This window comes from Cupriavidus sp. HMR-1 (assembly GCF_000319775.1).
In the GTDB taxonomy this organism is placed as follows: domain Bacteria; phylum Pseudomonadota; class Gammaproteobacteria; order Burkholderiales; family Burkholderiaceae; genus Cupriavidus; species Cupriavidus metallidurans.
Genome location: NZ_ANKP01000244.1, coordinates 40275 through 65870, shown reverse-complemented (window position 1 = coordinate 65870; position 25596 = coordinate 40275). Strand labels below are relative to the sequence as shown.

The following is a 25596-nucleotide window of genomic DNA, read 5'->3' as shown; positions in this document are numbered from 1 at the left end:
AGCGCAGCGCCTTCACCGACGGCGCGCGCGTCGGCAAGACCGACCCGTACACCGATGGCGCAAAGGTCGGCAAGGCTGACCCGTTCACCGACGGCGCCAAGATCGGCAAGTTCGATCCGTACACCGACGGTGCCCGCATCGTCGCCGGTCTGGACCGCACCGGTGTCTCGAGCGAACCGGCCCGCAAGGTTGACCCGTACCTCGACGGCGCCAAGGTCGGCAAGTTCGACCCGTACACCGACGGCGCACGCATGGTCGCCGGCCTGGATCGCACCGGTGTATCGAGCGAACCGGCCCGCAAGGTTGATCCGTACTACGACGGTGCCCGTACCGGCAAGTTCGACCCGTACACCGAAGGCGCAAACGCCTAATACAGATCAGGCCACCGACGCGGTACACGTGCCGCGCCGGTGGCCGACACCAACATCTGGAGTGTCATCATGAGTCTGCGTGACAGTGCCCTGATTCTGGGTGGATGGGTGATGCTGGCCCTTGGCAGCGGCGCCCTTGTCTCGCTCGTTGCAAAGTCGCTGTCGATCTGAGATAGCGAAAATCGGAGGGTCCCCTGCGAAAGCGAAAGTTGGGGACAGTCGCCATGAAAACGTCGTCCGTACGCGAACAACTGCTTGAACACGCTTCGGTGCTGATGCGACGGCGTGGCTATAACGGCTTCAGCTATCGCGACCTCGCGGAGCTGGTGGGCGTGAAGACCTCGAGCATTCATTACTACTTCCCGTCCAAGGACGACCTGGTGCTGGAAGTGGTACATCAGTACCGCCAAACGTCGGTGGCCCGCCTCGCGGCGATCGACACCTCGCTGCCACTGATCGAACAGGCGCGGAAGTATGTGCTGCCGCTGAGCAATGGCATCGACCTCGGGCAGATCTGTCTGATCGGCATGTTGGCTGCGGAGGTGATGGTTCTGCCGCAAGCGGTTCGCGCGCTGCTGCAGGAGCATTTCCAGGCGAACGAGAACTTCATCGCCGACATGCTGCGCCGCGCCGAGGCAGAACGCGGCCAGCAGTACCCGGTGCCGCCCCAACTGCTGGCCAAGGTGCTCTATGGCGCGATCCAGAACGGACTGATCACCGCGCGGATGTCCGGCTCGAACGATCGAATCGACGCCGCAGCGAATATGCTGATTGGCGCCGTTGGCGGCTCGATGTGCGCCATCGAGGAACACGAAGCCGTGGCCGCCTAGGCCTGACATTACCGCTTTCGGCGCATTCAGGCGCCCGACGCCCGCCGTCTTGCTCTCGCGGCGGGCGTTGTTTTCGTTTTCGCTTCCGCCCCCATCTCTATTTCCACCCACGCCGGTGCATGATCGCTCGCGTGCGGCTCGCCTCGCCATTCCATGACTTCTGCACCTGCCAGACCGCGCCATAGCCAGCCGCGTGGAGTTCTGCCGCCGGGAATGATTCGTCCACGGCCTTGAGTTCCTGCAGGCAGACCACGTCGGGCTGCTCGCGCTCCAGCCATGCCAGCTAAGCGTGGTCGGCCCGATGCATGGTCGGCGCCAGGTCCTGCAACAGTTGCACGGTGATATCAGGCGAATGCAGGACAGTGCCGCCGTGGCGTGAAACGAAGTGCCGGGCCGCCATCACATCCTCGAACGCCGGCAAATTGCCCTGACGCATCGGCCCCGGAACCGACGAACCCTGCACGTAGACCGCCTCGTTGGTGGCGATCCATTGACCGCCCTCGGTCGCGCGCACATAGCTCGCGGCAATCTCGCTGGCGGCTCGGCTGGGCGCATATCGTGGCAGGTTGCGCAGGTAAATGAAAAGACTCAGCGGCGAATCGAAGAAATAGGCATCGCCGTCGGCGAAGATCACCTGCGCGGCCCATTCCGGCACCCGCGACGGGAACGCGCCGCACACCGGGCACCGCGCATTGACTGGAACGGCGCGCGGGGCGTCAGGTGCGATGCCGGACGCTGGGTCATAGGGCGTGGCCGGAGCGACAAAGCAGATATCCGTGGGTACCTGCGGATTGGCGCGGACCCTTGCGTGGAAGACGTACCAACCCATGGCTCCCAGCACCAACGTCAGCAATAGCGCAAGACGGAGAACGCGCACGGCTACATCCGCTTGTCGTGCAGTGCCCCGCCGCTGAGGTCAACCATCTCGGGCGTGACTTCCGCGAACCGCAGCATCTTGCCGCCATATTGCTCCACGAAGGTGCGGGCATCGGCCTCCTGCTGGAAACTGGCAAGCGTCGGGCCCATCGAGCCATGACGCTTGCTGCCCTGGACATAGAAGCCCGTCCGGGCATCGAACCAGTTGCCGCGGGGGCGCTCCCAGTCGGCCTTCGCCATATCCTGCACGAACACGGCGCGAATCGGCCTTGCCTGCTCCGGCCGCAGCAACGTGTTGAACATCTCAACCGTGTCGCAACACCAGTGCGGCCGCGCGTCTCCGGTGTAGTAAAGCTGGGCCTTCGGACCTGGGTAGTCGCCCAGCAACATGCCATCGAGGTCACAGGACGTGGCGGCGTCGATCTCCGCCGGGACGATGGTGGTGTCGGTTTGCTTGCTGCACGCAGCCATGGCGAGCAGGCCAGCCGACCCGGCCAGGGCAACCACCAGAAGGCGGCGACGTTCGTGGTTCATAGTCGAAATCTCCAGGCAGCCAGCGCCAGCGGGGCCCCGATCCAGCCCAGCATCGCGCCGCCCATGGCCCAGGGGTTGCCCAAGGCGGGCGGAACGATGCTGACCAGACCCTGCAGGCCACGCAATTGCTCCAGCGAGAACACGTTGAGAATGCGGAAAATATCGGTCGGATTCAGGAGCAGCACGTAAGCCAGCGCCTCGCCGCCGAAGCTGCCACCGCTGGCTACCAGCAAGCCGAGCATCAGCAGGTCGAACACCAGTACAAAGCCGAACCACAGGCCGATGGCGGCTCCGGACGCGCGCGTGCGGTCTCGGCTGGTGACCGAGATCAGCAGGGACAGGCTGAGAAACACCAGCCCCAGCAGTATCGAACTGACCACGAAGCCAAATGCGTGGTACAGCCCGACCCAGCCAAACTGTTGCCAGAGCAACACGACCATCAGCGCGAATCCGGCCAGCGTGGAAAGCGTAAGCGCCACCGCCAACCCAAGGTATTTGCCAAGCAACACTTCGAACCGCGTCACCGGCAAGGCCAGCAACAGGTCCAGCGAGCCGCGCTCGCGCTCGCCCACCACAGCATCGAACCCGAGTAGTAGCGCGATCATCGGGATCAGGTAGATGACCAGGCTGACCAGGCTGGTAATGACGAACTCCAGCGAGCGCGGCCCTAGCGTCCCTTGCTCGGCGCCACCGAAGTAGCAGATCACCAGCGAGAACACCGCGAACACCGTGGCCACCGCCAGTACCCAGCGATTACGCAGACGATCGCGCAACTCCTTGGCCGCGAGGGTGGCCACCTGCCTGCACTCGATAGCCATCACGCTGCCTCCTTCAACCCGAAGAACACATCTTCCAGCGTCGGTTCCTGGATTTGCAGATCGAGCAGACGCCCGCCCATGGGATGCAGCGCCGCCAGGACCTGCATCTTGAGAGACCGCCTGCACCGCAAGATCAACTCATACTCGGCGCGCCCGTTCTCGAGTTCGACGCCCTGCGCGCGCAGTGGCGCAAAGTGCTGCCACAACGCGGCACGCGCGCCGCGCTCGACGCGCAATGCCAGCGTCACCGGCAGATCAAGCTGCCGGCGCAACTCGGCCACGCTGCCCACGGCCAGGATGCGGCCGTTGCCCATGATGGCAAGGCGATCGATCCGTTGCTGCAACTCCGCCAGAATGTGGGAAGTGATCACGATGGTGACGCCCTGCTCGCGCAGCGCCTGAAGCATGGCGTAGAAGTCGTGGATGGCCGCCGGATCCAGCCCATTGGTGGGCTCGTCGAGAAAAACCACGCGCGGCGACCCGAGCAGCGCCTGCGCGAAGCCGAGCCGCTGCCGCATGCCCTTCGAATAGGCCCGCACCGGCTTCTCCGCCGCACCAGCCAGCCCTACGCGCGCGAGCAGCGGCTCGCAATCCGCCAATGGCGCCCCTTTCATCCGGCCGAAGAAACGCAGCGTCTCGAGTCCGCTCAGGTTGTCGTAGAGCACCAGATTCTCCGGCAGGTAGCCGATCTGGCGGCGCGCTGCCCTGAACGCGGCTCCACGCACGGATGCCCCGGCGACGTGAATATCGCCTGCGCTGGCGGCGATCAAGCCCAGCATCATCCTGAACAAGGTGCTCTTGCCCGCGCCGTTATGGCCGATCAACCCGAACAGTTCGCCGTGACCGATTTCCAGATCGACGTCGTCGACGGCCCGGACAGCGCCATAGTCCTTGCAAACGCCACGCAGCGCGATGGCGGCCTGCCCTTCAACGTGAGTGTGCTCTGTCACGCCAGGTACTCCAATTCTTGTTGACGGGCTGCGCCCGCGGATAGGCGTCGACGACGGTCGGCACGCGCAGAACCGGGAACTGCCGGCTCACGAAGCGCAGAGCCTGCACGGCTGGGCTGGCCAGTAGCAACTGGACACCCGGATGACGCCAGATCAAGCGGTCGACGACATCGCTGGCCTCATAGGGCAGATCGCCAATGCCATCGCCATCGCGGTCCCAGCCGAGGTAGTCGCTCCAGAAGTTGCCCTGATCGCGTTCCGACGGTTTGCGCCCGCCCCAGGGTTCATCGCGCGCGCCCAGATAGCGCACCTGTTCCCGGTTGCCGATGAAGTCGTTGCCCTGCACCACGTTGCGCGTTGATCCTGCCGAAAGGTGGACGCCAACCTGATTGCCGATGACCAGGTTGCCGCGCAACTCCGTGTATTCGACGTCGTAGATGAAGAACCCACGGTCATTGTCGGCGACGACATTGTTCTCGACGCGTGAGTCCTGCAGCGTGCGCAGCATGATGCCGTGGTCGGCATTGCCCCAGGTCCGGTTGTTGCGCACGACCTGGTCGCGCACCTCCATCAACGCCAGCCCACCGCGATTGTTATAGCTGTCGTTGTCCTCCCACAGGTTGTAGTAGGAGTTCATGTAGTGTGTGCCGTAGCGGCTATGGTGCAGCCGGTTTCCCTTGAAGATCGCGTGGTGCGACACATCGACGTAGAGCGCATCGCGCACGAAGCTGATGTTGTTGTCGATAATGCGGGCGCCTTTGGTGTTGTAGAGCTGCACGCCATTGCCGCGCTGCGCGGAGTTGTAGTCGCGCTTGCCGGTGATGGTATTGCCTTCGACGCGCACGTCATCCGCCTTTTCGATCCACAGGCCGAACAGGTTGTAGGTCAGGTCGCAATGCCGCACCACGGCGCGGTGCGCTCCCGGCAGGATATTGATGCCCGCGTTCTGGTCTTTCAGGCTGTCTCCGGAATCGCGCACGATCAATCCCTCGATGACGACGTCCGGCGCGGTGACGCGCAAGGTGTCCCCGTGCTGGCCGCCGCTGATCGTCGGACGATCCACCCCGCGCAGCGTCAGGGCCTTGCCGATCACGAAGTTGCCCGTGTACGTGGCGCGTTCGATCTCCAGCACATCGCCGGGCCGGGCCGCATCGATCGCCGCCTGAAGCGCCTGCCCGGGCGCAACCCGCACGGTTGCGGCCTGCGCGCCCGTCAGCCATCCCGCAAGAAGAATCAGAATCGGGACCCACTTCATATCTGGAGCAACCCAAGCGCCTTCAGCATCAGGAACAACGCGGCGCCAATCAGCAGGTTCTTGAATCCGACGTAGCTGAGCATGTCCATCACGGTCGCGCGCCGGTAGTTGGAACGCCACCACGGGCCATCCTTGACGTACCGCTTGCCGGACAAGCGAATCAGCACCTCGTAGACGCTCCAGCCGAACCACCATGCGATGATGGCGCCCGCCGACAACTGCCCCATGGCAGCCAGCACCCACGCCACGCTGGCCGCCAGCGCGAGCGAGATCCCGGCAATCTGCAAGGCACGGGCGGATGCCCAGCCGTCGCTGCTCCATGGCCAGAGGTGGTCGCGCAATTCCAGCAGGAGCCAGTGCGCACCGCGAGCCCCATCGCGCCCCTGCGGGGAAACGCGGTCGGTCTGCATGCGCGGGTCCGGCCCTTGCGCGACGCGCGGATTCATGGGCACTGGCTGGATCGGAATGTAGTAGCCATCCAGGCCAATTGGCGTGATTTCCAGGCCGTCTCGCTCGCGCCGCTTGCGCTCCTTGGCCAGCGGCGGGCAGCCTTTGACGTCGGTGTACAACACCATGCAATCCAGGCAATGCAGGCATTCGCGGTGATCGATACGGCCATCCGCGTCAATCGCCTGCGAGCCGCAGCCAACCGCGCATGCCTTGCAGCTATTGCAGTCCTGCTTGCGACGCAGGCCGAACCAGCGGAAGGTACTCGGCATGGCCAGCGCCGCGCCGAGCGGGCAGATGTACTTGCAGTACGGCCTCTCGATAAACAGTGACAGCCCGAGCAACGTGCAGACGAACAGCCCATACGGCCACGCCCGGTTGCTGATGCCCACAAGGAAGGTCGTCTTGAACGGCTCCACCTCCGCGAGCTTCTCTGCCAGCCCCATGGAGAACACCGATACCGTCAGCAAACCGAAGAAGATGATGTACTTCAACCACTTCAGCCGGTCGTGCCAGGCCCGCGGCAACGGTCGCTGCCATCGCTTGAAGCCGATCCGGCCGCCAATCTTGTGGATGGCCTCGGACAACGATCCAAATGGGCACAGCCAGCCGCAGAACAGGCCGCGTCCGAACAGGAACACGGTCAGGATGATGAAGATCCAGAAGCAGAAGATGAACGGGTCGGTCAGGAACAACGACCAGGTCCACTGGAACAGCAACGCGTGGAACCACGTCAGCACCTGCGTAATCGAGGGCTGCGCCATCGCGCCAAAGCCAACAAACCCAATGCTCAAGGCCCACGCGCTGTACTTGAAGAGGTTAACCGGCCATTTGTTCTTGTGGGTCGAACGGCGCGTCAACCGCTCACGCATGGCATACACCACCCCGACCACCAGCAGCAGGGCCACGAACAGTGCGATCTCGATTGCACGCGCACGCCAGATGCGACGCCAGGGTGCCTCCGGTTCCTCGATGCGTGGACGTCCATCCTGAAGCAGCTTGTCGGGCATCCAGTACGGTGCATCGAACGTGACAAAGCTGCGCACGCCTGACGCACGATCGACCCTGTTTCCCAGGAACGACAGCTTCCACGGATACGCTGGAGAGAACGCCGGAGAACGGATGATGAAGATTGCCGATTCGGTATAGGCAGGCGCACCTTGGGCCTCCAGCCCATACAGGTTCAGGTAGTCCGAATCGCGGAACGTGAACGAGTCGGCCCCCTGCTTGATCTGGATGCGATCGTAGATGCCGCCGCGCACGAACCCCGATCCCTTGAACGACGCCGCACCCGCCGTCCGGATCACGAAGATCGCGTGCTCGTCAGGCTTGAGTTGCGAATGCAGGTTGTTCCATGCCAACTGGCCGAGCAGGCTCGCGCCCAGGTCAGGATGATTGATATCGCCAAACCAGAGTTCGATAAACGGCTCCGAAGCGCGTTCCAGTCCAAGCTGTTCAGGCCGGATCAACAACCGCTGCACGCTGCCTTGCTTGACGGCATCGGCCCAGCTCATGGGCTTGCCAGTCACCGCGTACCGCGCCGGTTCGCGTCGTGCCTGCTCAAGGATGCCGACCTCGCGCGCCACGGCTGCCGTGGCGGTGGTCAGCACCTGGTTCTGGGCGATCACGGTCACGGTCGCCCCGGAAATCGCATCGACCCCAAGCACGCCCTCGTCGGGTCGCGACTGCCCCACTTCGATCTTGTCCTTGACCGACGTCCCGATGTACTGCTTGTTGAAATCCAGCAACGCGGATTCCGGAATCCCCAGCAGCAGGATCGGCTCCGAGTGCTTCAGCACCTTGATGCCGACATAGTGCCCCTGCGTATCCATGCCGATCAGCGTCACCACCGGCTTGCCCGAGTACGCCGGGATGTCGGTGATATCGGTGGACAGCATCACATAGCCCAGCAACGGCGCCTTGCCATCCTGCCCGGGACCGTAGGCTTCCACATACGGCGGCTGCCCCTTGCGCTCGGAAAAGCGCATGGCGCCGGGAAACACGTCGGCGCATGGCACAAGCGCGCACATATCCCTGGCCTCGGCCAGATTCGGCGGCAACGCGGCCTCATAGGCGGCGTGATCCGCCAACGCGGTCTGCGCGCACAGGAACAACAGCAGAAAAAATGCGGCCAACTTGGCCGCGAACTCCTGATTACCGGACTGCATCGTGCTTCATCGTCGCGTGCGCCGAAAGCCGGCACACGCGCGCCTCCTGTCAGAGTCAGGCTTCAACAATCATGCGACTGCGCATTTCGAGATGCAGTGCATGGCAGAAATGCGTGCAGTAGCACCAGAACACGCCTGGCTTGTCGGCAACGAACGTTACCGACGCGGTTTCCTGCGGATTGACGATGAAGTTGACGTTGTACTTCGGTATGGCGAAGCCATGCGTCAGATCCTCGATCTTGTCCAGATTGGTAAGGATCAGCGTCACCTCGTCGCCCTTCTTGAGCTTGAACTCGCGCAGACTGAACGCAGGCGCCTGAGACGTGATCTTCACCGTCACCTTCTTGCCATTGCGGAACACGCCAGACTCTTTCGGATCCTTGATGGCCAGCGGGAAATCGTCCAGCGCGTAGACCTGCTTCGGGTGCAGCAGCTCGCGCTTGAAGATGATGAAGTCGTGCGGCTCCGAACGAACCGGATGATCCTGCAACAGCATCATCTTCTCGCCGGAGATGTCGATGAACTGCTCGTTCTCCGGGTGTAGCGGCCCAACTGGCAGGAATCGGTCCTTGGAAAACTTGCAGCCCACGGCCAGGAATTTGCCGTCAGCCGCCATGGTCTCGGACTGCGAGGCACTCAGGTGGCCTGGCTGATATTGCACGTCCAGCCGGTCGACCACGTACTTGGCGGACTTGTCACCTTTGTGGAACTTGATTGCGGAGTCGACGTTCCACTTGACGATCTGGCTGTCAAGGAACAGCGTCGTATAGGCATTGCCGCGCCCGTCGAATGCGGTGTGGAGAGGCCCAAGACCCAGTTCGACTTCGGCCACGATGGCATCGTCGATCTTTGTAAGCTTGCCATCGAACCAATCGAGGATCTTTGCCAGCTCGATCACAGTGCCGGTCGGCGAAAGCTTGCCGGAACAGATGAAATACTTCCCGTCCGGGCTGGCATTGACACCGTGTGGATTCTTGGGCACCGACACATAGCCTGTCAGCGCAGTTATCGGGTCTGCATTGGATGCACGCGTGCCGTCCACCACCGGCACCTTGGAATCACCGATGGTCTTGAACTTGCCGGCCTTGACGGCCTCCTCGATGCGGGCGACGTTGAAGAACAGGCAGGCATCGCGCTCGGCGGACATCATGTCCTCGTAGTGCACACCCATCTCGGTGTTGTACTGGTTGGTGGCGGCGAGCTTGCCGTCATACGACGTCGCCACCAGATCGCAGTTGCCGTCGATCAGCACCTGCCAGCGCACCTCCATGGTCTCGGCATCGACACAGGTGAAAAGCGAGTGGTACTTGCTGCCGTCTTCCGTCGGCACATTGGGCAACGGGATCGAGAATTCGCCGCCGCAAAACACGCGTGTCGTGTAGTTGATCTTCGGATCGACCGGATCTCGCTTGTCCGGAAAGATGCCGTGGAAGCCCTGGACGTTGGGCAGTTCCGTAATCTTGTCGCAGATGAAGTAGTCCAGCCGCACGCGAGCCAGACGCGCATTGATCTTGTCGTTGATCCACGCGTAGCGGCCATCGTAGTTGCCGTCCTTATAGGAAGCGTGGACGTGGTGGGTATCGCCCACCGTGTATCTCAGCGTGCCGTCCGGCTTGGTGCCCATTACCTTCCTGGACTCATTGGTAATGCCCCAGCCCACCAGCGCATCCGGCACGAAGCACGGGATACGATGAATCTCGCGGCCTGATGGCATGCCGAACACGCGCATATCGCCGGTATGGCCGCCGCTCCAAAGACCGTAGTACGTATCAAGTTCACCTGGCTTCGGGTGCAGGCCCGCGATTTCGTGTCCGGCTGCAGCCGGCGCCGCAGCGCCCGCCGCCTGGGCACTGGCTCCCGCGGCTGGCGTTCCCTTGTCCGTGCAGGCCACCACCGTCGCCAGCCCGGCCAATGCCGCCGTGTTCATGAAGCGACGTCGCCCCAGCACGCTGGGCGCATTGTCCTGCGATGTCGTTAGCGAATCTTGCTTGGTCATCATCGGTCCTTGAATCGAATCTCACATGGCCGGACGCGAGCGCGCCAGCCGTCTTTTCCTTCTCGGTCTCTCTTCAACATCTCGACCCCTCTGCGGTTCTTCAACTTCTCTTGGCAGAGCGATCTTCCGCTTGCGTTTGGGGTAGGCGCTTGACATAAGTCATGTGCATCACAAAATAGGCATTTGTAATGCATGTTTGCAGGAGCAAAACATCCACAATGCGGAGCGTGTTGATTCACGAAGCTTTGATGCCCCGCTAAAAGGAGAAAACGATGCGTATCAAGACCCTGTTGCTGACACTGATTTGCGGCGCCGTTCTGGCGGCCTGCGGACAAAAGGAAAGCGCCGCACCTGCGCCGGCCGAGGCCGCCGCGGCACCGGCTGCCGCACCTGCCGCTACTGCGGCCACCACCAGCGAACCCGAGAACGCGCTGGGCAAGCGCACGTATGGCTCGGTTTGCTCGATGTGCCACGCGGCAGGCGTGGCCGGCGCACCCAAGCCAGGTGACAAGGCCGATTGGGGGCCGCGCATCGCCCAAGGCAACGACACGCTTTACAAGCACGCAATGGAAGGCTTCACCGGCAGCAAGGGATCGATGCCCGCGCGCGGTGGCTCAACGGCGTTGCCGGATGAAGCTGTCAAGGCAGCGGTGGATTACATGACAGCACAATCCCACTGATGCCATGCACGCGCTATCTCCTTCCGGCCTTGCCCGGCGGCGCTACCTGACGGCAGCACCGCTGCTTGCCGTCGGCATGTTCGCCCTGCCGGCATTGGCCGATGCATCGGTTCGGCACGCCTCACGCCGGCTGCTCGGCACGCGGGTGGACATCGTGACCGACGGCGTGCCAGCGAATGCGGCCGCGCAGGCCATCGACGCAGCGTTCGCCGAGATGGGCAGGCTCGAACGGATCATGAGCCGCTATCGTCCGGACAGTCAGGTCAGTGCTCTGGCACGTGCTGCCGGCAAGCACCCGGTACCCATCGCGCCCGAGTTGATGTCGGCGCTCAGGTTGGCTAACGAGGTCTCCGCGCGCAGCCATGGCGCCTTCGACATTACGGTCGGCGCGTTTGAAGGCTGGAACTTCGATCCGGGCCATGAGCAAGTGCCCGGGCAAGCCGAACTGACGCAAGAGCGACCACTCGTGAACTACCGTGATGTCGTTCTGGACTCAACGCGCGGTAGCGCCTATCTGCGGCGTCCCGGCATGAAGCTGGATCTGGGCGGCATTGCCAAGCTCCCGATCCTGCAGGCCGGCATGGACGTGCTGCGGCAGCGCGGCATCTCGAACGCGATGCTCAACGGGGGCGGCGACGTGCTGGTCAGCGGCGGGCTTCAAGGCCGCGACTGGCGCATCGGCCTGCGCGACCCGCTTGCGCCGGAGCGATTGCTGGGGGTGGTGACGCTCACCGATGGCGTCGTGGCGTCGTCGGGTGACTATGAACGCTGCTTTGCCCGTGATGGCCAGCGCTATCACCACATTCTTGATCCTCGAACCGGCCTGCCAACCCGGGGGCCGCACGGGGTCACGCTGGTCGCGCGCAAAACAAGTGACGTCAACGGCCTCGGGGCCGCTATCATGGTGGCTGGTACAGCGGCAGGACGGAGCCTGCTGGGGCCCATGGCTAACGTGGATGCTCTGATTGTCGGGCCCGGGTCTCATCCATGGATGTCCGAAGGCATGGCGACCCGTATGCGGTCGTGAAACTATGATTTAGCGCATGGCTTCACGCGGGGAGCCGCGCTACCCTCCCACTCCTGACGCAGAGACGCTAGCAGAATGAAGCAGAGCGGCCCCGGTTCGGGGTGCGGCCGAAGACAGTCCGCTAGGACCGGTCAAGGCCGCGCAACGACGCCGGGATCATTTTGATGGTGTCTCTACCTGTCTCTAAACGCCCCCTCCGCCCTAAACAGGTGCAGAGACTCACCGGAGTTGCTGTTGAAACGCTTGCTTGCTTTCCTCCTGGGTACGCTCAGTCTGACGTTGCTCGCCCTGAATACGATTTTCTGGTGCACGCCACTGTTCGTGCTCGCCGTGATCAAATTGCTGTTGCCGTTCGCCGGCGTGCGACGGCTGATCGACCCCATTCTCAACCGCATCGCGACAAGCTGGGTTACCTGCAACAGCGCCTGGATCGGCCTGCTCCAGCGTGAGCCCTGGGCCGTGGAAGGTCTCGGTTCGTTGCGCCCGGACAGCTGGTATCTGGTTAACTGCAACCACCGCTCCTGGGTCGACATCTTCGTGCTTCAGCGCGTACTGAACCGGCGGATTCCGTTGCTGAAGTTCTTCCTGAAGCAGCAGCTCATCTACGTGCCGGTTATTGGCCTGGCCTGGTGGGCACTGGATTTCCCGTTCATGCGGCGGCATTCGAAAGCCGCGCTGCGCAAGAATCCTGAACTGCGTAACCAGGATCGCGAGACCGCGCGACGCGCGTGCGCCAAGTTCGCCCGGATTCCGACCAGCGTGATGACCTTTGCGGAAGGCACGCGCTACACCCCGGTCAAGCATCGAGCGCAATCGTCCCCGTATCGCCATCTGCTCAAACCCAAGGCTGGCTCTCTCGCCATGGCGCTCAACGCGATGGGAGAACAGTTCCACGCGCTGCTGGATGTCAGCATTGCCTACCCGGATGGCACACCCACTTTCTGGCAACTTGCCAGCGGTCAGGCTGGCAGGGTGATGGTGCATGTCCGGGAACTGCCGATCCCGCCGGACTTCTGCACCAGCGACTACACCAGCGATGCAACCTTCCGCGGCGAGTTTCACCGCTGGCTGGGACAGGTCTGGGAAGAAAAGGACGAGCAGATTGCCACCATGCTCGCCCAGGCCGCTCGGCCCTAGAAAGCCGTTTCAAGACAATTCTGGCGTCGTTGCGGGGCCTTGCCAGAACCGCTTCGCTTCAATCTGAAACAGCTTTAATTGCCCGCCATGCTCTCGGGGACCGGCAAGATCTCCGAGAGCGCGAGCTTGATGCTCTGCCAGGTTGCCGCCTCTTCGGCCTCGGTACATTCTCCGTGCTGGCGCTTGGTCGCCCCGATCCTGTTCAGCACCAGGTGACGCGAGGCAACCACCCCGACACCCTCAAGACAAGCCTTCACGCACGCAAGCTGACAGCCGTCGATCGCCAGAATCGGGCGCCCCGACTGCGCGATCCGCGTCAGCGCGGGCACGCGGCCACCCACCCCACTGATACAGGACATCTCGGCTTGGCCGCTGCGATCCAGCCGGACGGCAAAGGCGTTGGCCAGTTGGGCGACACTTGAACACCCTGAGCAGGCGTAGACCAAAGGGAGTCTGGAGCGATCGGACGTAGACATCATGAACTCGGCGGACAAAGGAAAATAGGCGCCGGATCGGGCGCCTGACAGGGGGAGTGGGAACGGTTCGGCCGTCGTGATCAGGCGCCGCCGCAACCGCCGCAGCACTGACCAGCCTTGGCGGCCGATGCAACCTTCTTGATGGCCACGCGCCAAGTGGCGGGGCCTTGTTCCAGGTAGTCCCAGGCAAACTGGCCGGGCCGCTCGATCTGGAATTGCATCTGAAGCGGACGCGGATCATGGTCATTGACCAGCTCCAGCGCCTGGCCGATCTCAAGCCCGGTAAACGTCGAGAAAATCAGCGGATGGCGGTCACGCGGCGGAATCGTGCGGAGGTCGAGTTGCGGGTTGGAAGTGGTCTGAGACATGGAATTCCTTTCGGCTGGGTATGGCATCCATAAAGATGCATTTAAATTGCATCAATAGTAGTGAGCGCAATCCGGAGCCGTTTGATACAGATCAGACCAGCATCCCGACGATCCCGTCAAAGCCGTTGACATGCCTGAACCGCCACGAAAACGATGCCGCACACCGACGCCCCGGTGCTGGCAGAATGATGGCCACGCCGGTCGCGCCCATCGGGGCGCGCGTCCGGGCGTACATCTGCACGCACACGAGGAGCCAGACCGCGATGAGCATGACCAGGAGCTTTGCCGCCACCGAACCGACCCGCGACGAGATCGATGCCCTGTCGGGCGCCACGCTGCTGGAGTTCGGCGCCCCGTGGTGCGGCTACTGCATGCGTGCCCAGCCGTTGATCGAGGAAGCGTTCGGCGGCTACCCGGCCATCGATCACGTGAAGGTCGAGGATGGGAGCGGTCGGCCGCTGGGTCGCTCGTTCCGCGTCAAGCTCTGGCCGACCCTGGTTTTCCTGCGGGATGGCAAGGAAGTAGCACGGCTGGTAAGGCCGGAAAGTGCCAAGGACATCGCCGCGGCGATGCGGCGCATCCTCCCATAAGGCAGCAGGGCCCAGATACGCCCACCGCTGAAGACTGGGGACTGAGGACTGGAACCCGCCTAGATCTCCAGCGGCATCGCACTCGTGCACTTGATCTCGTCAAGGCACACGCTCGACTTCACCCCGCTCACACCCGGGATGCGCATCAGGGTGTCGAGCAGGAAGTCAGACAAGGACTTCAGGTCCTTGGCCACCACCTTCAGCACGTAGTCGATATCTCCGGTGACGGAGAAGCACTCCTGGATTTGCGCCAGTTCGGCCACCAGTCCCTTGAACTTGGACAGGTCGCGGATATGCCCACGCTCCATCGTCACATGGATGAATGCCGTGACGCCGAAGCCAAGTGCAGAACTATCCAGCCGCGCCTCGTAGCGCTTGATGATCCCGCCCTCCTCCAGGCGGCGGTGACGCCGCAAAGTCTGCGCGGGGGAAAGGCTGATGGCCTCCGCCAGTTCCAGGTTGGACGCGCGGCCGTTTTCCTGCAGCACGCCCAGCAAGCGGCGATCCGTGCGATCAAGTTCCGGATGTTGCATTTTCGTTTCCCAAACTAGCGGTTTGACGAAATCTTATCTCATATCCGAGGGTTTTCCTGCGCCTCTAAGGAAATCCTATTTAGCTGGCCGGCATATAAACTTTTCGCATGTCGAGCAGCGTGGGAAGCGCCTCCGGGTGCCCCCAATCCGTTTCCCCGCCGCAATATTATTTCCACCCCCGCATCCGCCCCCGAGCACTGACCATGGCCGACCTCTTTGAAAACCCGATGAAGCTGATGGGCTTCGAGTTCGTTGAATTCGCCTCGCCCACGCCCAACGTCCTGGAACCGCTGTTCGAGAAAATGGGCTTCACCCTGGTGGCCCGTCACCGCTCGAAGGATGTCGTGCTGTACCGCCAGGGCGACATCAATTTCATCGTCAACAACGAGCCGCATAGCCCCGCCGCGTATTTCGCCGCCGAGCACGGCCCGAGCGCCTGTGGCATGGCATTCCGCGTCAAGGATTCCCACCAGGCCTACAACCGCGCGCTGATGCTGGGCGCCCAGCCGGTGGAAATCGCTACCGGCCCGATGGAACTGCGCCTGCCCGCGATCAAGGGCATCGGCGGCGCGCCGCTCTACCTGATCGACCGTTTCGAAGACGGCAAGTCGATCTATGACATCGACTTCGAATTCATCGAGGGCGTGGACCGCCACCCGAAGGGCCACGGCCTGAAGCTGATCGACCACCTGACGCACAACGTCTACCGTGGCCGCATGGCGTACTGGGCGAGTTTCTACGAACGCCTGTTCAACTTCCGCGAAATCCGTTACTTCGACATCCAGGGCGAATACACGGGCCTGACCTCGAAGGCGATGACCGCGCCGGACGGCAAGATCCGCATCCCGCTGAACGAAGAGTCGTCGAAGGGCGCCGGCCAGATCGAGGAATTCCTGATGGCGTTCAATGGCGAAGGCATCCAGCACATCGCCTTCTCCGTCGACAACCTGCTCGAAGTCATCGACAGCCTGCAGATGGCCGGCGTCGAGCTGATGACGGCACCGAACGACTACTACTACCAGGCCCTGGACACCCGTCTGCCAGGCCATGGCCAGCCGGTGGACCAGCTCAAGGCCCGCGGCATCCTGCTGGACGGCACGACAGAAGGCGGCAAGCCGCGCCTGCTGCTGCAGATCTTCTCGAAGACCGTGCTCGGCCCGGTGTTCTTCGAATACATCCAGCGCTCCGGCGACGATGGTTTCGGCGAAGGCAATTTCAAGGCGCTGTTCGAATCGCTCGAACGCGACCAGATCGAACGCGGCACGCTGAAGGTCTGATCTTCCGGGGGCTTTCGCCCCCGACTCCCCGCTTGATACAGATTTGCGCCGGCATCCCCCGGATGGCGGCGCGCACCCTGCGCCCGGCGTCACCCACGCCGGCGCGCTTTATTGACAAGCGTCCGCCTCAAGAGAGACGCGCCCGACATTCCACAAGAATGGGTAGAGGAAACAACTCATGCACGCTCCCGACAATCAAGGCACGCTCCAGCGTGGCCTGAAGAATCGTCATATCCAGCTCATCGCGCTGGGCGGCGCCATCGGCACCGGCCTGTTCCTGGGCATCGCCCAGACTATCAAGCTGGCCGGCCCCTCGGTGCTGCTGGGCTACGCGCTGGCCGGCGTGGTCGCCTTCTTCATCATGCGCCAGCTCGGCGAAATGGTCGTGGACGAGCCCGTCGCCGGCTCGTTCAGCTACTTCGCCAACAAGTACTGCGGACACTTCGCCGGCTTCATGTCCGGCTGGAACTACTGGGTGCTCTACATCCTCGTCAGCATGGCCGAGCTATCGGCCGTCGGCATCTACGTCCAGTACTGGTGGCCCGGCATTCCGACCTGGATTTCCGCGCTGGCCTTCTTCCTGATCATCAACGCGATCAACCTTGCCAGCGTGAAGTCGTTCGGCGAGATGGAATTCTGGTTCTCGATCATCAAGGTGGCAGCCATCGTCGGCATGATCGGTTTCGGCGGCTACCTGCTGGCCACCGGCACCGCGGGCCCCGACGCCAGCATCGCCAACCTGTGGCAACACGGCGGCTTCTTCCCGAACGGCTTCAGCGGCCTGGTGATGGCTATGGCCGTGATCATGTTCTCGTTTGGCGGCCTCGAACTCGTGGGCATCACCGCTGCGGAAGCGGACAGCCCCGAGAAGAGCATCCCGAAGGCGACCAATCAGGTCATCTACCGCATCCTGATCTTCTACGTCGGCGCGCTGGCCGTGCTGCTGTCGCTCTATCCGTGGGAAAAGGTCGTGACCGGCGGCAGCCCGTTCGTGCTGATCTTCCACGCGATGAACAGCAACGTGGTAGCTACCGTGCTCAATATCGTGGTGCTGACCGCCGCCCTGTCGGTCTATAACAGCGGCGTCTATTGCAACAGCCGCATGCTGCTGGGCCTGGCGCAGCAAGGTAACGCCCCGCGCTCGCTGATGCGCGTGAACCGCCGCGGCATTCCGCTGACCGCGCTGGCCGTCTCGGCCATCGCCACCGGCATCTGCGTGGTGATCAACTACTTCATGCCTGGCGAGGCCTTCGAACTGCTGATGGGCCTGGTGGTCTCGGCCCTGATCATCAACTGGGCGATGATCAGCATCATCCACCTGATGTTCCGTCGCGCCAAGGCGGCCGCCGGCAAGACCACGCGCTTCCAGAGCCTGGGCTACCCGCTGACCAACTACGTGACGCTGGCCTTCCTGGCAGGCATCCTCGTGGTGATGTTCCTGACGCCCGGCCTGCGCATCTCGGTCTACCTGATTCCGGTATGGCTGGGCGTACTTGGCGTAAGCTATCGCCTCCGGCAGAAAAACGCCGGTTCGGCCATGCCCGCCGCCAGCGCCCAGATCCAGTAATTGCCGGTGCGGCCTCCGGGCCGCCGCCCTTCTGAACCAAACAGCCAGACGCATCCCATGTTCGAACATATAGAAGCCTTTCCGGGTGATCCGATCCTCTCGCTCAACGAGGACTTTCAGCAGGACCCGCGTACCAACAAGGTCAATCTGAGCATCGGCATCTACTTCGACGACGAAGGCCGCCTGCCGGTGATGAAGGCCGTGGCGGAAGCCGAGGCCGCGCTGCTGTCGGACATGGGTCCGCGCCCGTACCTGCCGATGTCCGGCATGGCCGCGTATCGTCAGGCCGTGCAGGCGCTGGTGTTCGGCGAGGATTGCGCCGCCCGTGCCGAAGGCCGCGTCGCCACGTTGCAGACGCTGGGCGGCTCGGGCGCGCTGCGCGTCGGCGCCGATTTCCTGAAGCGCTACTTCCCGAAGGCGGAGATGTGGATCAGCGATCCGAGCTGGGAGAATCACCGCGTGGTCTTCGAGCGTGCCGGCTTCAAGGTCAACACCTACCCGTACTACGATCCGGCCACCGGCGGCCTGAAATTCGACGCGATGCTTGCCGCGATCGAAGCGATCCCGCAAGGCGACATCGTGCTGCTGCACGCGTGCTGCCACAACCCGACCGGCGTCGACCTGAATCAGGACCAGTGGCGCCAGGTGATCGGCGTGCTCAAGGCGCGCAAGCTGCTGCCGTTCGTCGACATGGCCTACCAGGGTTTCGGCTCGGGCCTGGACGATGACGCCTTCGCCGTGCGCGAACTGGCGCGCCAGAATGTGCCCTGCCTGGTGGCCAATTCGTTCTCGAAGAACTTCTCGCTGTACGGCGAGCGTTGCGGCGGCCTTTCGGTGGTCTGCCAGAGCGCCGACGAAGCCAGCCGTGTGCTCGGCCAGCTTACCGGCGCCGTGCGCGCCAACTACAGCAACCCGCCGACCCACGGCGCCCGTGTGGTGGCCCGTGTGCTGACCACGCCGGCGCTGCGCGCGAACTGGGAGCAGGAACTGGCTGCGATGTGCCAGCGCATCACCCGCATGCGCCAGGCCATCCACGACCATCTGCGTGAGCATGTGAGCGGCGAAAAGCTCTCGCGCTACATCACCCAGCGCGGCATGTTCACGTACACCGGTCTGTCGGCCGACCAGGTCGACCGCCTGAAGAACGAGCACGGCGTGTACGTGCTGCGCTCGGGCCGCATGTGCGTGGCCGGTCTGAACGAGCGCAACGTCGGCGTCGTCGCCAACGCCATCGGGAAGGTGCTGAAGGGCTGAAACGCCTGAAGCACGCCTTTGCAGTCACAAGGCCACCCTCGGGTGTAATGCCGTTCAGTTAAGGTCCTTTCTGAGGTGCCGAACGGTATAGCGCTTAGGCAGGGCCTTGACAACACGGGGGCAAGTACGCCCCCGTCGTTTTTGTACGATCGCCAACTGAAGTTTGGCGCGCATGCGCCGCGGGTGTGCTGGCAGCTTGCCTGGGGCCATGTCGGCCGCCCAGATCTGCTCACCCTGTATCAGGCGCAAGGCCCGCAAAAAGCTCAGGTCGGTAGGCTCGACGCGGGCCTCAAGCGCAGCCTTGGCCATCTCCAGACGCTCAAGGTTGTACGCAAGCAGCGCCCCCAGACCGGCTTGCCGTGATGCACGCGCAGATTGTCCAGTATCAGGTAGACCTTGCGCCTGGCGTCCCGTACCAGCCGGTTCATGAAGTTGGGAAGACGGCGGAATGCGTAGCGAGCTGCGCCCGCTTGCGCTCGTTAGCGCGATACCCCAATGCTGCAAACTTTGACCGCCACCCTACGCCTGCTGGCCACGCGCTGGTTGGCACTGGAAGAGGAACTGAGCACCCTCGACGGCATGCTTGATGGCCTGCCAGTCAGCATACCAAGTGGCTGCGGGAACGATTCGGTGTCGGGCCTCAGACCGCTGCGGTTCTGGTTGTCGTTGCAGGTGACAACCCGGAACGCCTGAAAAGCGAAGCTGCACTGGCAGCCCTTTGTGGCACAAGTCCTTTGCAGGCTTCGTCTGGCAAAACGGTCCGGCGTCGCTTGAACAGGGGCGGAGATCGTTCGGCAAATAACGCCTTGTGGACCATCGCCATGGTGCGAATGCGCAGCGATCCCAGGACGCGGGAATACGTCGAACGCCGGACGAAGGAAGGCATGTCGAAAAAGGAAACCCATCGCTGCCTCAAGCGCTATATCGTCAGGGAATTGTATCCACTCATCCTGGCCGGTCTGGCCGATTCGACGCGCGCCGCTTGAGCACGCCGCTTGACATAGGAGCGTCAATGCGACGACTGAAAACCTGTGGGAATCGCTCAAGGTTGCACGCCTGCGCGGCAAGCGCTTCGCCACGCGGAGCGAGGCGATGGACGAGGTGATCGACTGGTTGCGCTTTTACAATCATCGGCGTCTGCATTCGACATTGGGCTATCTCAGCCCGATGCAATTCGAGTGGTCCTGGTCCGCCGCTCAGCACCAGCGGTGCGGCATGATGTTAGCCTTGGCTATCGGATACGAAATTCGAGGGCACGCTCAGTTTTGAACACCATCCTTAACACAATCCCATTGATGGAGAGAAGTTGTGCAGATACTTCGGTATAGGAATGTGATTATTCGAACAATCGCAGGCAACGCCAGTCGGGCCATTCTAATGGCCCACGGCGGCTATACACCGCCGAGGAATCGCATTTTTCTTGGTTCTGGATGCTGTCAGGTGCCTTCATACACTGCTTTGCATTTCCATGCCCTCCCAGATTTCGTCGCGGTCTTTACTCATGGGGTGCATCTGCTTGCCGGCGCAAACATTCGGCCGATGGAAACCGTTCTTGGAGGAAGAGGGATCGTCAACTACTCACTAACTTACAACGAGATGGCGACAGCGCTGATGCCGAATGCACAATTTGATCTCATTACAGTGGCACCGCACGGTAAGGCACATATGGTTGATGTGTTCGCTGCGATGAGGCAACACCAGCGACAGTACACGGATCTGAACTCCTTTGCCTGCCGGGTCAACAAGTTAACATACGACTTCTAAGAGACCGTTTCAAAAGCCAGGCTACCTTCTCTGCTGGCAGTCCGTGCCGGCGAACGGATGCTGTTCCTGTGGCTGCCAGCGCCTGCCCAATCCAGGCCGCCGGCAGATGCTCGCTGAGCCGGGCAAAACTGGCCGGCTCAGCGAGCTCAAGGGTGGCGTGGATCTGTTCCGATAGCATCGGGACAGCTAGTTAACAGCTCGATATTTTGTTTACAACCCCTGCCAGAAAAAATGCCGTTCGGACTTAACGGAACGGCATTACACCCTCGGGTGGCCTTGTTCTTTTCCCGTCCGGCGTTTTTGTCTTATGATGCCGCCCACCTCCATGGCCGGCAGCCTATGTCCAATACCAATACAACTCCAGCCGTCCCCGTTCCCGGCCTGCGCCGCGAACTGCGCGCGCGCCATCTGACCATGATCGCCATCGGCGGGTCGATTGGCACCGGACTCTTCGTCGCCTCGGGCGCCACCATCGCCCAGGCCGGCCCCGGCGGCGCGCTGGCCGCCTACATCCTGATCGGCGCGATGGTCTACTTCCTGATGACCAGCCTGGGCGAACTGGCCGCGTACATGCCCGTGTCCGGGTCCTTTGCCACCTATGGCGCGCTGTACGTCGACGAGGGCTTCGGTTTCGCGCTTGGCTGGAACTACTGGTACAACTGGGCCGTCACGATCGCCGTGGAGCTGGCCGCGGCGCAGCTAGTCATGCAGTACTGGTTCCCCGACACGCCAGGCGTGCTCTGGAGCGCCCTGTTCCTTGGCCTCATGTTCGCGCTCAACGCGATCTCCGTGCGTGGTTTCGGCGAAGCGGAATACTGGTGCGCGCTGATCAAGGTCCTCACGGTGATCGCCTTCATCGTCATCGGCACCTTGATGATCTTCGGCATCATGCGCGGCGATTTCTCCCACGCAGGCGGACTGGCCAACCTCAGCATCGGCGATGCGCCGTTCGTCGGCGGCCTGCCCGCCATGATCGGGGTGGCGATGATCGCGGGCTTCTCGTTCCAGGGCACCGAACTGATCGGCGTGGCCGCCGGGGAATCCGACGAGCCGGCCAAGAACATCCCGCGCGCGGTGCGTCAGGTGTTCTGGCGCATCCTGCTGTTCTACGTGCTGGCGATCCTGATCATCGGCATCCTGATTCCGTACACCGACCCCAGCCTGCTCAAGACCGACGTGGAAACCGTAGGCGTGAGCCCGTTCACGCTAGTGTTCCGCCACGCGGGTCTTGCGTTTGCCGCGGGCGTGATGAACGCCGTGATCCTGACTGCCGTGCTCTCGGCCGGCAACTCTGGCATGTACGCGTCCACGCGGATGCTCTACAACCTGGCCACCGAGGGCCGCGCGCCGCGCATCTTCGCGCAACTCACCCGCAATGGCGTGCCCCTGGTCGCGCTGCTGGCTACCACGGCCGTCGGTGGCCTGTGCTTCCTGACGTCGCTGTTCGAAAGCAAGTCGGTCTACCTGTGGCTGCTGAACCTGTCGGGCATGACCGGCTTCATTGCGTGGCTGGGCATCGCGGTGAGCCACTACCGGTTTCGCCGGGGCTTCATGGCGCAGGGCCTCGACCTGAACCGCCTGCCTTATCGCTCGCCGTTCTTTCCTTACGGGCCGATCTTCGCGTTCGCGCTGTGCATGATCGTCACGCTCGGCCAGAACTACCAGGCCTTCAGCGAAGGCAAGATCGACTGGGTGGCCGTGACGGCTACCTATGTGGGCATTCCGATCTTCCTGCTGATCTGGCTCGGCTACCGGCTCGTGCGCAAGACGCACTTCGTGCCGTATGCCGAAATGAAATTCCCGGCCCTGCCGGAGATCGAAACGGACGATTCACCGGCGACGCGGCCTCTGGCCCCGGCATCGGCCGAATAGCACGGCATACCGAAGCCCCCGGGTGACCGGGGGCTCCGGCAACCTTCCGCCGAAGCGTTTACCATCCTCGTCTAGCCTTCAACGTTACGAGGATCTCATGGCAGACCTGTCCGCCTTCCCCATTACCAAGCGATGGCCGGCGCAACATCCGGATCGCCTGCAGTTGTACTCGCTGAATACCCCCAACGGCATCAAGGTATCGCTGATGCTCGAGGAAACCGGCCTCCCCTACGAACCGCATCTGGTCCGCTTCGACAAGAACGACCAGATGACGCCGGAATTCCTGTCGCTGAATCCGAACAACAAGATCCCGGCCATCCTCGACCCGAATGGCCCCGGCGGCAAGCCGCTGGCACTGTGGGAATCAGGCGCGATCCTGCTCTACCTGGCCGAGAAGACCGGCAAGTTCATGTCCGCCGATCCGGCTCTGCGCTACGAGACGATCCAGTGGGTCATGTTCCAGATGGGCGGCATCGGCCCGATGTTCGGACAGGTTGGCTTCTTCAACCGGTTCGCCGGCAAGGACTTCGAGGACAAGCGTCCGCGTGACCGCTATGTCAGCGAATCGCGCCGCTTGTTGAATGTGCTGAATGAACGCCTGAAGGGGCGCCAATGGATCATGGGCGACGACTACACGATCGCCGACATGGTCACCTTTCCGTGGATCCGCAACCTGCTGGGCTTCTATGAAGCCGGCGATCTGGTCGGCATTCAGGACTTCCCCGACGTCACGCGCGTGCTCGATGCGTTCGTGGCCCGCCCGGCCGTGCAACGCGCAATCAATATCCCGAAGCGCCCTGAATGATCCGGACTAATGCCGGATAAGGCGTATTACGTGGCGCATACGTGGCGCATACGTGGCGCATACGTGGCGCATTACGCGGCGTAGCCCAGCAACGCGCTGATCGCCGCGGCTTCCTCGCGCACGGCGCGGCCGACGGGTCCGTCGATCGAAGGATCGAACCCACCGGTCGCGCCCAATGCCGTCAGCACCGCGCATACACGGCCCGTATAGTCACGCACCGGCGCCGCCACGGCGCTGATGCCCTTCAGGTTCGTGTCACGCACCGATGCGCAATCCTGCGCGCGAACTGGCTCGCGCAAGTTGCCGAGCGGATCGACAGCATCGAGCAGCGCCCTTCGGTCAGGCGGCAGCATCTGCAGTTCCTCCTGCGCCAGCGCCTCCACGCTGGATTCATCGAGCAGCCCCAGAAACACGCGTCCGGTGGCCGAAGACAGCAACGGCATCACCGAGCCGACGCGCGCATTCACCGTGACCGGCAAACCCGGTTCCTCGATGCGTACGATGGTCGCCCCCCGGGTTCCCATCACCGCGACGAAGCACGTCACTTCCAGCCGCTCGCGCAGGCGGATCAGGGCCGCTTCCGACAGCCGCAGCGGATCGGCCTGCCGCATCGCTGCCAGCCCGATCTGCAGCGCCTCGATCCCGAGGTGGTACTGCTGCGTGCCTGCCTCCTGCGCCACAAACCCTTCCTCCATCAGGCTCACCAGATATCGGTGCACCTTGGCCGGACTTTCGTCGAGCTGCGCGGCGATGGCCGTCAGGCTGGCGCGGCCACCCAGGCGGGCGAGCCCCTTGAGCACGGCCATGCCGGTCTCGGCAGCCTGCACGCGCTGGCGCCGCGCTCGCGGGCGCGGCGCGGGGGTGGATTCGGCAGGTATGGCTGGCATGGCGGGTGTCCTGGGCATAGCGTCTGCGGTTAACCCTCATTCAATGATTACGCAATGCGTATATGATTTACGCAAAACAGGCCAAATACCATCCGGCCAAATACCAAGGAGACAACCTGATGCGCCCCTCTCAGCCTGCAGCGCTGTTCGCTGCATCCATTGTGTCTGTGACGTCCATGGCATTTGCCGCCAGCGCGGCACATGCCGCCGATAGCTATCCGACCAAGCCGATCCGCTGGATCGTGCCGTATGCAGCCGGTGGCGGTTCGGATTTCCTGGCACGCACAATCGGACAGGGGTTGTCGGCAAAGATCGGCCAGCCGGTGGTGGTGGACAACAAGCCCGGCGGCAACACGGCGATCGGCGCATCGGAAACCGCGCGCTCGCCCGCAGATGGCTACACGGTGCTCTCCGCCGACAACGGCACGCTGGTATTCAACCCCGTGCTGTACAAGACGCTGTCCTATAACCCTACCCGCGACCTCGCGCCGGTGACGCTGATTGGCCGCTTCCCGATGATCCTGGTGGTGGGACCGGGTAGCACCGCGAAGACAGCGCAGGAGTTCATCGCACAGGTCAAGGCCGCGCCCGGTGGCATCAACTATGGCTCCGCCGGCGCGGGCAGCCCTCACCATCTGGCGATGGAACTCCTCAAGGTGGAAGCGCACCTGACGATGACACACGCGCCCTATCGCGGCGCGGGCCCGGCTCTCTCCGACGTGGCCGCGGGCCAGATTCCCGCGATGATGGTCGACTACGCCGCCGGCGCGGGCTTCATCAAGGGTGGAAAGGTACGCCCGCTGGCCGTGGCGAATCCCACCCGTCTGGCGCAACTGCCTGACGTGCCGACGTTCGCGGAACTTGGCTACAAGAATGTCGAGGCCGCCGCGCTGGTCGGGATGGTCGTGCCGGCCGGCACGCCGCCCGATGTCATCGCCACGCTGAACAAGCAAGTGGTGGCGTCGATCAAGGACCCCGCCATCAACAAGAAGCTGGTGGATTTCGGCGTGGAGCCAGTAGGCAATTCCCCCACGCAATACAGCGACCTGCTGCGTGCCGAGAGCACGCGCTGGACCAAGCTGATTCACGATCTGAAGATCACGTTGGACTAATC

General features: G+C 62.9%; 28 protein-coding genes and 3 pseudogenes. 18 read left to right on the top strand and 13 right to left on the bottom strand.

Going from position 1 to position 25596, the window contains the following annotated elements; all coding sequences use genetic code 11:
• Together D769_RS25975 and D769_RS25970 are read left to right on the top strand one after the other, a co-directional pair.
• Positions 1 to 371 (top strand): hypothetical protein (locus tag D769_RS25975; protein WP_008651091.1); only part of this gene is annotated, 371 nt, incomplete at its 5' end.
• 224 nt (positions 372 to 595) lie between these two features.
• On the top strand, positions 596 to 1201 hold the full coding sequence (locus D769_RS25970; RefSeq protein ID WP_008651089.1) for a TetR/AcrR family transcriptional regulator: 606 nt from the start codon (positions 596 to 598) through the stop codon (positions 1199 to 1201).
• Between the two features lie 139 nt (positions 1202 to 1340).
• Here the strand turns inward: D769_RS25970 and D769_RS31465 are convergent.
• From D769_RS31465 to nosZ, 8 genes and pseudogenes are all read right to left on the bottom strand, one after another.
• Positions 1341 to 1484, bottom strand: a pseudogene (locus D769_RS31465) (exodeoxyribonuclease III); the annotation flags it as partial.
• On the bottom strand, positions 1485 to 2030 hold the full coding sequence (locus D769_RS25965; RefSeq protein WP_008651087.1) for a nitrous oxide reductase accessory protein NosL: 546 nt from the start codon (positions 2028 to 2030) through the stop codon (positions 1485 to 1487).
• A 50-nt stretch (positions 2031 to 2080) separates the two neighbouring features.
• Positions 2081 to 2611 carry a nitrous oxide reductase accessory protein NosL gene (locus D769_RS25960; RefSeq protein WP_008651086.1) on the bottom strand — a complete coding sequence of 177 codons (531 nt, stop codon included), beginning with the start codon at positions 2609 to 2611 and terminating at the stop codon, positions 2081 to 2083.
• Positions 2608 to 3429, bottom strand: coding sequence for an ABC transporter permease subunit (locus D769_RS25955; RefSeq protein WP_008651085.1), 822 nt, complete (start codon positions 3427 to 3429; stop codon positions 2608 to 2610). Before D769_RS25955 ends, D769_RS25960 begins: the two co-directional genes overlap by 4 nt.
• On the bottom strand, positions 3429 to 4379 hold the full coding sequence (locus tag D769_RS25950) for an ABC transporter ATP-binding protein (RefSeq protein ID WP_008651084.1): 951 nt from the start codon (positions 4377 to 4379) through the stop codon (positions 3429 to 3431). The genes D769_RS25955 and D769_RS25950 overlap by 1 nt, the downstream gene beginning before the upstream one ends.
• Complete coding sequence (locus D769_RS25945; RefSeq protein WP_008651083.1) at positions 4357 to 5634, bottom strand: nitrous oxide reductase family maturation protein NosD; 1278 nt, start codon at positions 5632 to 5634, stop codon at positions 4357 to 4359. The genes D769_RS25950 and D769_RS25945 overlap by 23 nt, the downstream gene beginning before the upstream one ends.
• Positions 5631 to 8249: a NosR/NirI family protein gene (locus D769_RS25940; RefSeq protein WP_008651080.1), complete on the bottom strand. Its 2619-nt coding sequence runs from the start codon at positions 8247 to 8249 to the stop codon at positions 5631 to 5633. Before D769_RS25940 ends, D769_RS25945 begins: the two co-directional genes overlap by 4 nt.
• Before the next feature lie 55 nt (positions 8250 to 8304).
• Entirely contained in the window at positions 8305 to 10248 is a 1944-nt protein-coding gene (nosZ, locus tag D769_RS25935; protein ID WP_040011264.1) for a TAT-dependent nitrous-oxide reductase, read from the bottom strand.
• A 269-nt stretch (positions 10249 to 10517) separates the two neighbouring features.
• On the opposite strand from nosZ, the gene D769_RS25930 reads away from it, so the two are divergent.
• The 3 genes from D769_RS25930 to D769_RS25920 all read left to right on the top strand — a co-directional run bounded on the left by D769_RS25930 (position 10518) and on the right by D769_RS25920 (position 13089).
• Entirely contained in the window at positions 10518 to 10925 is a 408-nt protein-coding gene (locus D769_RS25930; protein ID WP_008651078.1) for a c-type cytochrome, read from the top strand.
• 4 nt (positions 10926 to 10929) lie between these two features.
• Positions 10930 to 11952 (top strand): FAD:protein FMN transferase, encoded by a 1023-nt coding sequence (locus D769_RS25925; RefSeq protein ID WP_008651077.1) that lies wholly within the window; start codon positions 10930 to 10932, stop codon positions 11950 to 11952.
• 231 nt (positions 11953 to 12183) lie between these two features.
• A complete protein-coding gene (locus D769_RS25920) occupies positions 12184 to 13089 on the top strand; it encodes an acyltransferase (RefSeq protein WP_040011268.1) in 906 nt (301 codons plus the stop codon).
• 74 nt (positions 13090 to 13163) lie between these two features.
• On the opposite strand, the gene D769_RS25915 is transcribed toward D769_RS25920, so the two are convergent.
• Complete coding sequence (locus tag D769_RS25915) at positions 13164 to 13568, bottom strand: putative zinc-binding protein (RefSeq protein WP_085959096.1); 405 nt, start codon at positions 13566 to 13568, stop codon at positions 13164 to 13166.
• Between the two features lie 77 nt (positions 13569 to 13645).
• Complete coding sequence (locus D769_RS25910) at positions 13646 to 13933, bottom strand: DUF2249 domain-containing protein (protein WP_008651066.1); 288 nt, start codon at positions 13931 to 13933, stop codon at positions 13646 to 13648.
• 263 nt (positions 13934 to 14196) lie between these two features.
• On the opposite strand from D769_RS25910, the gene D769_RS25900 reads away from it, so the two are divergent.
• The gene (locus tag D769_RS25900) at positions 14197 to 14523 is read left to right on the top strand and encodes a thioredoxin family protein (RefSeq protein ID WP_008651065.1); all 327 of its coding nucleotides are present in this window, start codon (positions 14197 to 14199) and stop codon (positions 14521 to 14523) included.
• A gap of 59 nt (positions 14524 to 14582) precedes the next feature.
• On the opposite strand, the gene D769_RS25895 is transcribed toward D769_RS25900, so the two are convergent.
• Entirely contained in the window at positions 14583 to 15056 is a 474-nt protein-coding gene (locus D769_RS25895; RefSeq protein ID WP_008651063.1) for an Lrp/AsnC family transcriptional regulator, read from the bottom strand.
• 203 nt (positions 15057 to 15259) lie between these two features.
• Here D769_RS25895 and hppD point away from each other — a divergent pair, with 203 nt between their 5' ends.
• The 9 genes and pseudogenes from hppD to D769_RS32025 all read left to right on the top strand — a co-directional run bounded on the left by hppD (position 15260) and on the right by D769_RS32025 (position 20918).
• Entirely contained in the window at positions 15260 to 16333 is a 1074-nt protein-coding gene (gene hppD, locus D769_RS25890; RefSeq protein ID WP_008651062.1) for a 4-hydroxyphenylpyruvate dioxygenase, read from the top strand.
• A gap of 178 nt (positions 16334 to 16511) precedes the next feature.
• Entirely contained in the window at positions 16512 to 17900 is a 1389-nt protein-coding gene (locus D769_RS25885; RefSeq protein ID WP_008651060.1) for an amino acid permease, read from the top strand.
• A gap of 57 nt (positions 17901 to 17957) precedes the next feature.
• Entirely contained in the window at positions 17958 to 19154 is a 1197-nt protein-coding gene (locus tag D769_RS25880) for an amino acid aminotransferase (protein ID WP_008651059.1), read from the top strand.
• Positions 19155 to 19295: 141 nt separating this feature from the next.
• The gene (locus D769_RS32465; protein WP_040011262.1) at positions 19296 to 19517 is read left to right on the top strand and encodes a hypothetical protein; all 222 of its coding nucleotides are present in this window, start codon (positions 19296 to 19298) and stop codon (positions 19515 to 19517) included.
• Between the two features lie 132 nt (positions 19518 to 19649).
• Complete coding sequence (locus D769_RS32815; RefSeq protein WP_008651057.1) at positions 19650 to 19847, top strand: hypothetical protein; 198 nt, start codon at positions 19650 to 19652, stop codon at positions 19845 to 19847.
• A pseudogene (locus tag D769_RS32810) lies at positions 19769 to 19957 on the top strand (transposase); the annotation flags it as partial. The gene D769_RS32815 and the pseudogene D769_RS32810, both read left to right, overlap by 79 nt.
• A 3-nt stretch (positions 19958 to 19960) precedes the next feature.
• Entirely contained in the window at positions 19961 to 20140 is a 180-nt protein-coding gene (locus tag D769_RS32805; RefSeq protein WP_008651056.1) for a hypothetical protein, read from the top strand.
• Positions 20141 to 20165: 25 nt separating this feature from the next.
• A pseudogene (locus D769_RS31450) lies at positions 20166 to 20423 on the top strand (IS3 family transposase); the annotation flags it as partial.
• A gap of 39 nt (positions 20424 to 20462) precedes the next feature.
• Positions 20463 to 20918 carry a putative adhesin gene (locus tag D769_RS32025; RefSeq protein ID WP_152415070.1) on the top strand — a complete coding sequence of 152 codons (456 nt, stop codon included), beginning with the start codon at positions 20463 to 20465 and terminating at the stop codon, positions 20916 to 20918.
• Here D769_RS32025 and D769_RS31445 read toward each other — a convergent pair.
• Entirely contained in the window at positions 20893 to 21096 is a 204-nt protein-coding gene (locus D769_RS31445) for a transposase domain-containing protein (protein ID WP_241227905.1), read from the bottom strand. The genes D769_RS32025 and D769_RS31445 overlap by 26 nt on opposite strands.
• A gap of 161 nt (positions 21097 to 21257) precedes the next feature.
• On the opposite strand from D769_RS31445, the gene D769_RS25855 reads away from it, so the two are divergent.
• Positions 21258 to 22790, top strand: coding sequence for an amino acid permease (locus tag D769_RS25855; RefSeq protein WP_008651053.1), 1533 nt, complete (start codon positions 21258 to 21260; stop codon positions 22788 to 22790).
• Between the two features lie 97 nt (positions 22791 to 22887).
• Positions 22888 to 23595 carry a glutathione S-transferase N-terminal domain-containing protein gene (locus D769_RS25850; protein ID WP_008651052.1) on the top strand — a complete coding sequence of 236 codons (708 nt, stop codon included), beginning with the start codon at positions 22888 to 22890 and terminating at the stop codon, positions 23593 to 23595.
• 71 nt (positions 23596 to 23666) lie between these two features.
• On the opposite strand, the gene D769_RS25845 is transcribed toward D769_RS25850, so the two are convergent.
• Positions 23667 to 24482 (bottom strand): IclR family transcriptional regulator, encoded by an 816-nt coding sequence (locus tag D769_RS25845; protein ID WP_008651051.1) that lies wholly within the window; start codon positions 24480 to 24482, stop codon positions 23667 to 23669.
• Between the two features lie 119 nt (positions 24483 to 24601).
• Between D769_RS25845 and D769_RS25840 the strand changes: the two genes are divergently transcribed.
• Positions 24602 to 25594, top strand: coding sequence for a tripartite tricarboxylate transporter substrate binding protein (locus D769_RS25840; protein WP_008651047.1), 993 nt, complete (start codon positions 24602 to 24604; stop codon positions 25592 to 25594).
• Positions 25595 to 25596 lie beyond the last annotated feature (2 nt).

Bases quoted from the DNA above. Each gene is read 5' to 3' on its own strand.
- D769_RS25970 (WP_008651089.1), top strand. From the start codon at position 596: ATGAAAACGTCGTCCGTACGCGAACAACTGCTTGAACACGCTTCGGTG.
- D769_RS25965 (WP_008651087.1), bottom strand. From the start codon at position 2,030: ATGGGTTGGTACGTCTTCCACGCAAGGGTCCGCGCCAATCCGCAGGTA.
- D769_RS25960 (WP_008651086.1), bottom strand. From the start codon at position 2,611: ATGAACCACGAACGTCGCCGCCTTCTGGTGGTTGCCCTGGCCGGGTCG.
- D769_RS25955 (WP_008651085.1), bottom strand. From the start codon at position 3,429: ATGGCTATCGAGTGCAGGCAGGTGGCCACCCTCGCGGCCAAGGAGTTG.
- D769_RS25945 (WP_008651083.1), bottom strand. From the start codon at position 5,634: ATGAAGTGGGTCCCGATTCTGATTCTTCTTGCGGGATGGCTGACGGGC.
- D769_RS25940 (WP_008651080.1), bottom strand. From the start codon at position 8,249: ATGCAGTCCGGTAATCAGGAGTTCGCGGCCAAGTTGGCCGCATTTTTT.
- nosZ (WP_040011264.1), bottom strand. From the start codon at position 10,248: ATGATGACCAAGCAAGATTCGCTAACGACATCGCAGGACAATGCGCCC.
- D769_RS25930 (WP_008651078.1), top strand. From the start codon at position 10,518: ATGCGTATCAAGACCCTGTTGCTGACACTGATTTGCGGCGCCGTTCTG.
- D769_RS25925 (WP_008651077.1), top strand. From the start codon at position 10,930: ATGCACGCGCTATCTCCTTCCGGCCTTGCCCGGCGGCGCTACCTGACG.
- D769_RS25915 (WP_085959096.1), bottom strand. From the start codon at position 13,568: ATGATGTCTACGTCCGATCGCTCCAGACTCCCTTTGGTCTACGCCTGC.
- D769_RS25910 (WP_008651066.1), bottom strand. From the start codon at position 13,933: ATGTCTCAGACCACTTCCAACCCGCAACTCGACCTCCGCACGATTCCG.
- D769_RS25900 (WP_008651065.1), top strand. From the start codon at position 14,197: ATGAGCATGACCAGGAGCTTTGCCGCCACCGAACCGACCCGCGACGAG.
- D769_RS25895 (WP_008651063.1), bottom strand. From the start codon at position 15,056: ATGCAACATCCGGAACTTGATCGCACGGATCGCCGCTTGCTGGGCGTG.
- hppD (WP_008651062.1), top strand. From the start codon at position 15,260: ATGGCCGACCTCTTTGAAAACCCGATGAAGCTGATGGGCTTCGAGTTC.
- D769_RS25885 (WP_008651060.1), top strand. From the start codon at position 16,512: ATGCACGCTCCCGACAATCAAGGCACGCTCCAGCGTGGCCTGAAGAAT.
- D769_RS25880 (WP_008651059.1), top strand. From the start codon at position 17,958: ATGTTCGAACATATAGAAGCCTTTCCGGGTGATCCGATCCTCTCGCTC.
- D769_RS32815 (WP_008651057.1), top strand. From the start codon at position 19,650: ATGCTGCAAACTTTGACCGCCACCCTACGCCTGCTGGCCACGCGCTGG.
- D769_RS31445 (WP_241227905.1), bottom strand. From the start codon at position 21,096: ATGCTATCGGAACAGATCCACGCCACCCTTGAGCTCGCTGAGCCGGCC.
- D769_RS25855 (WP_008651053.1), top strand. From the start codon at position 21,258: ATGTCCAATACCAATACAACTCCAGCCGTCCCCGTTCCCGGCCTGCGC.
- D769_RS25850 (WP_008651052.1), top strand. From the start codon at position 22,888: ATGGCAGACCTGTCCGCCTTCCCCATTACCAAGCGATGGCCGGCGCAA.
- D769_RS25845 (WP_008651051.1), bottom strand. From the start codon at position 24,482: ATGCCAGCCATACCTGCCGAATCCACCCCCGCGCCGCGCCCGCGAGCG.
- D769_RS25840 (WP_008651047.1), top strand. From the start codon at position 24,602: ATGCGCCCCTCTCAGCCTGCAGCGCTGTTCGCTGCATCCATTGTGTCT.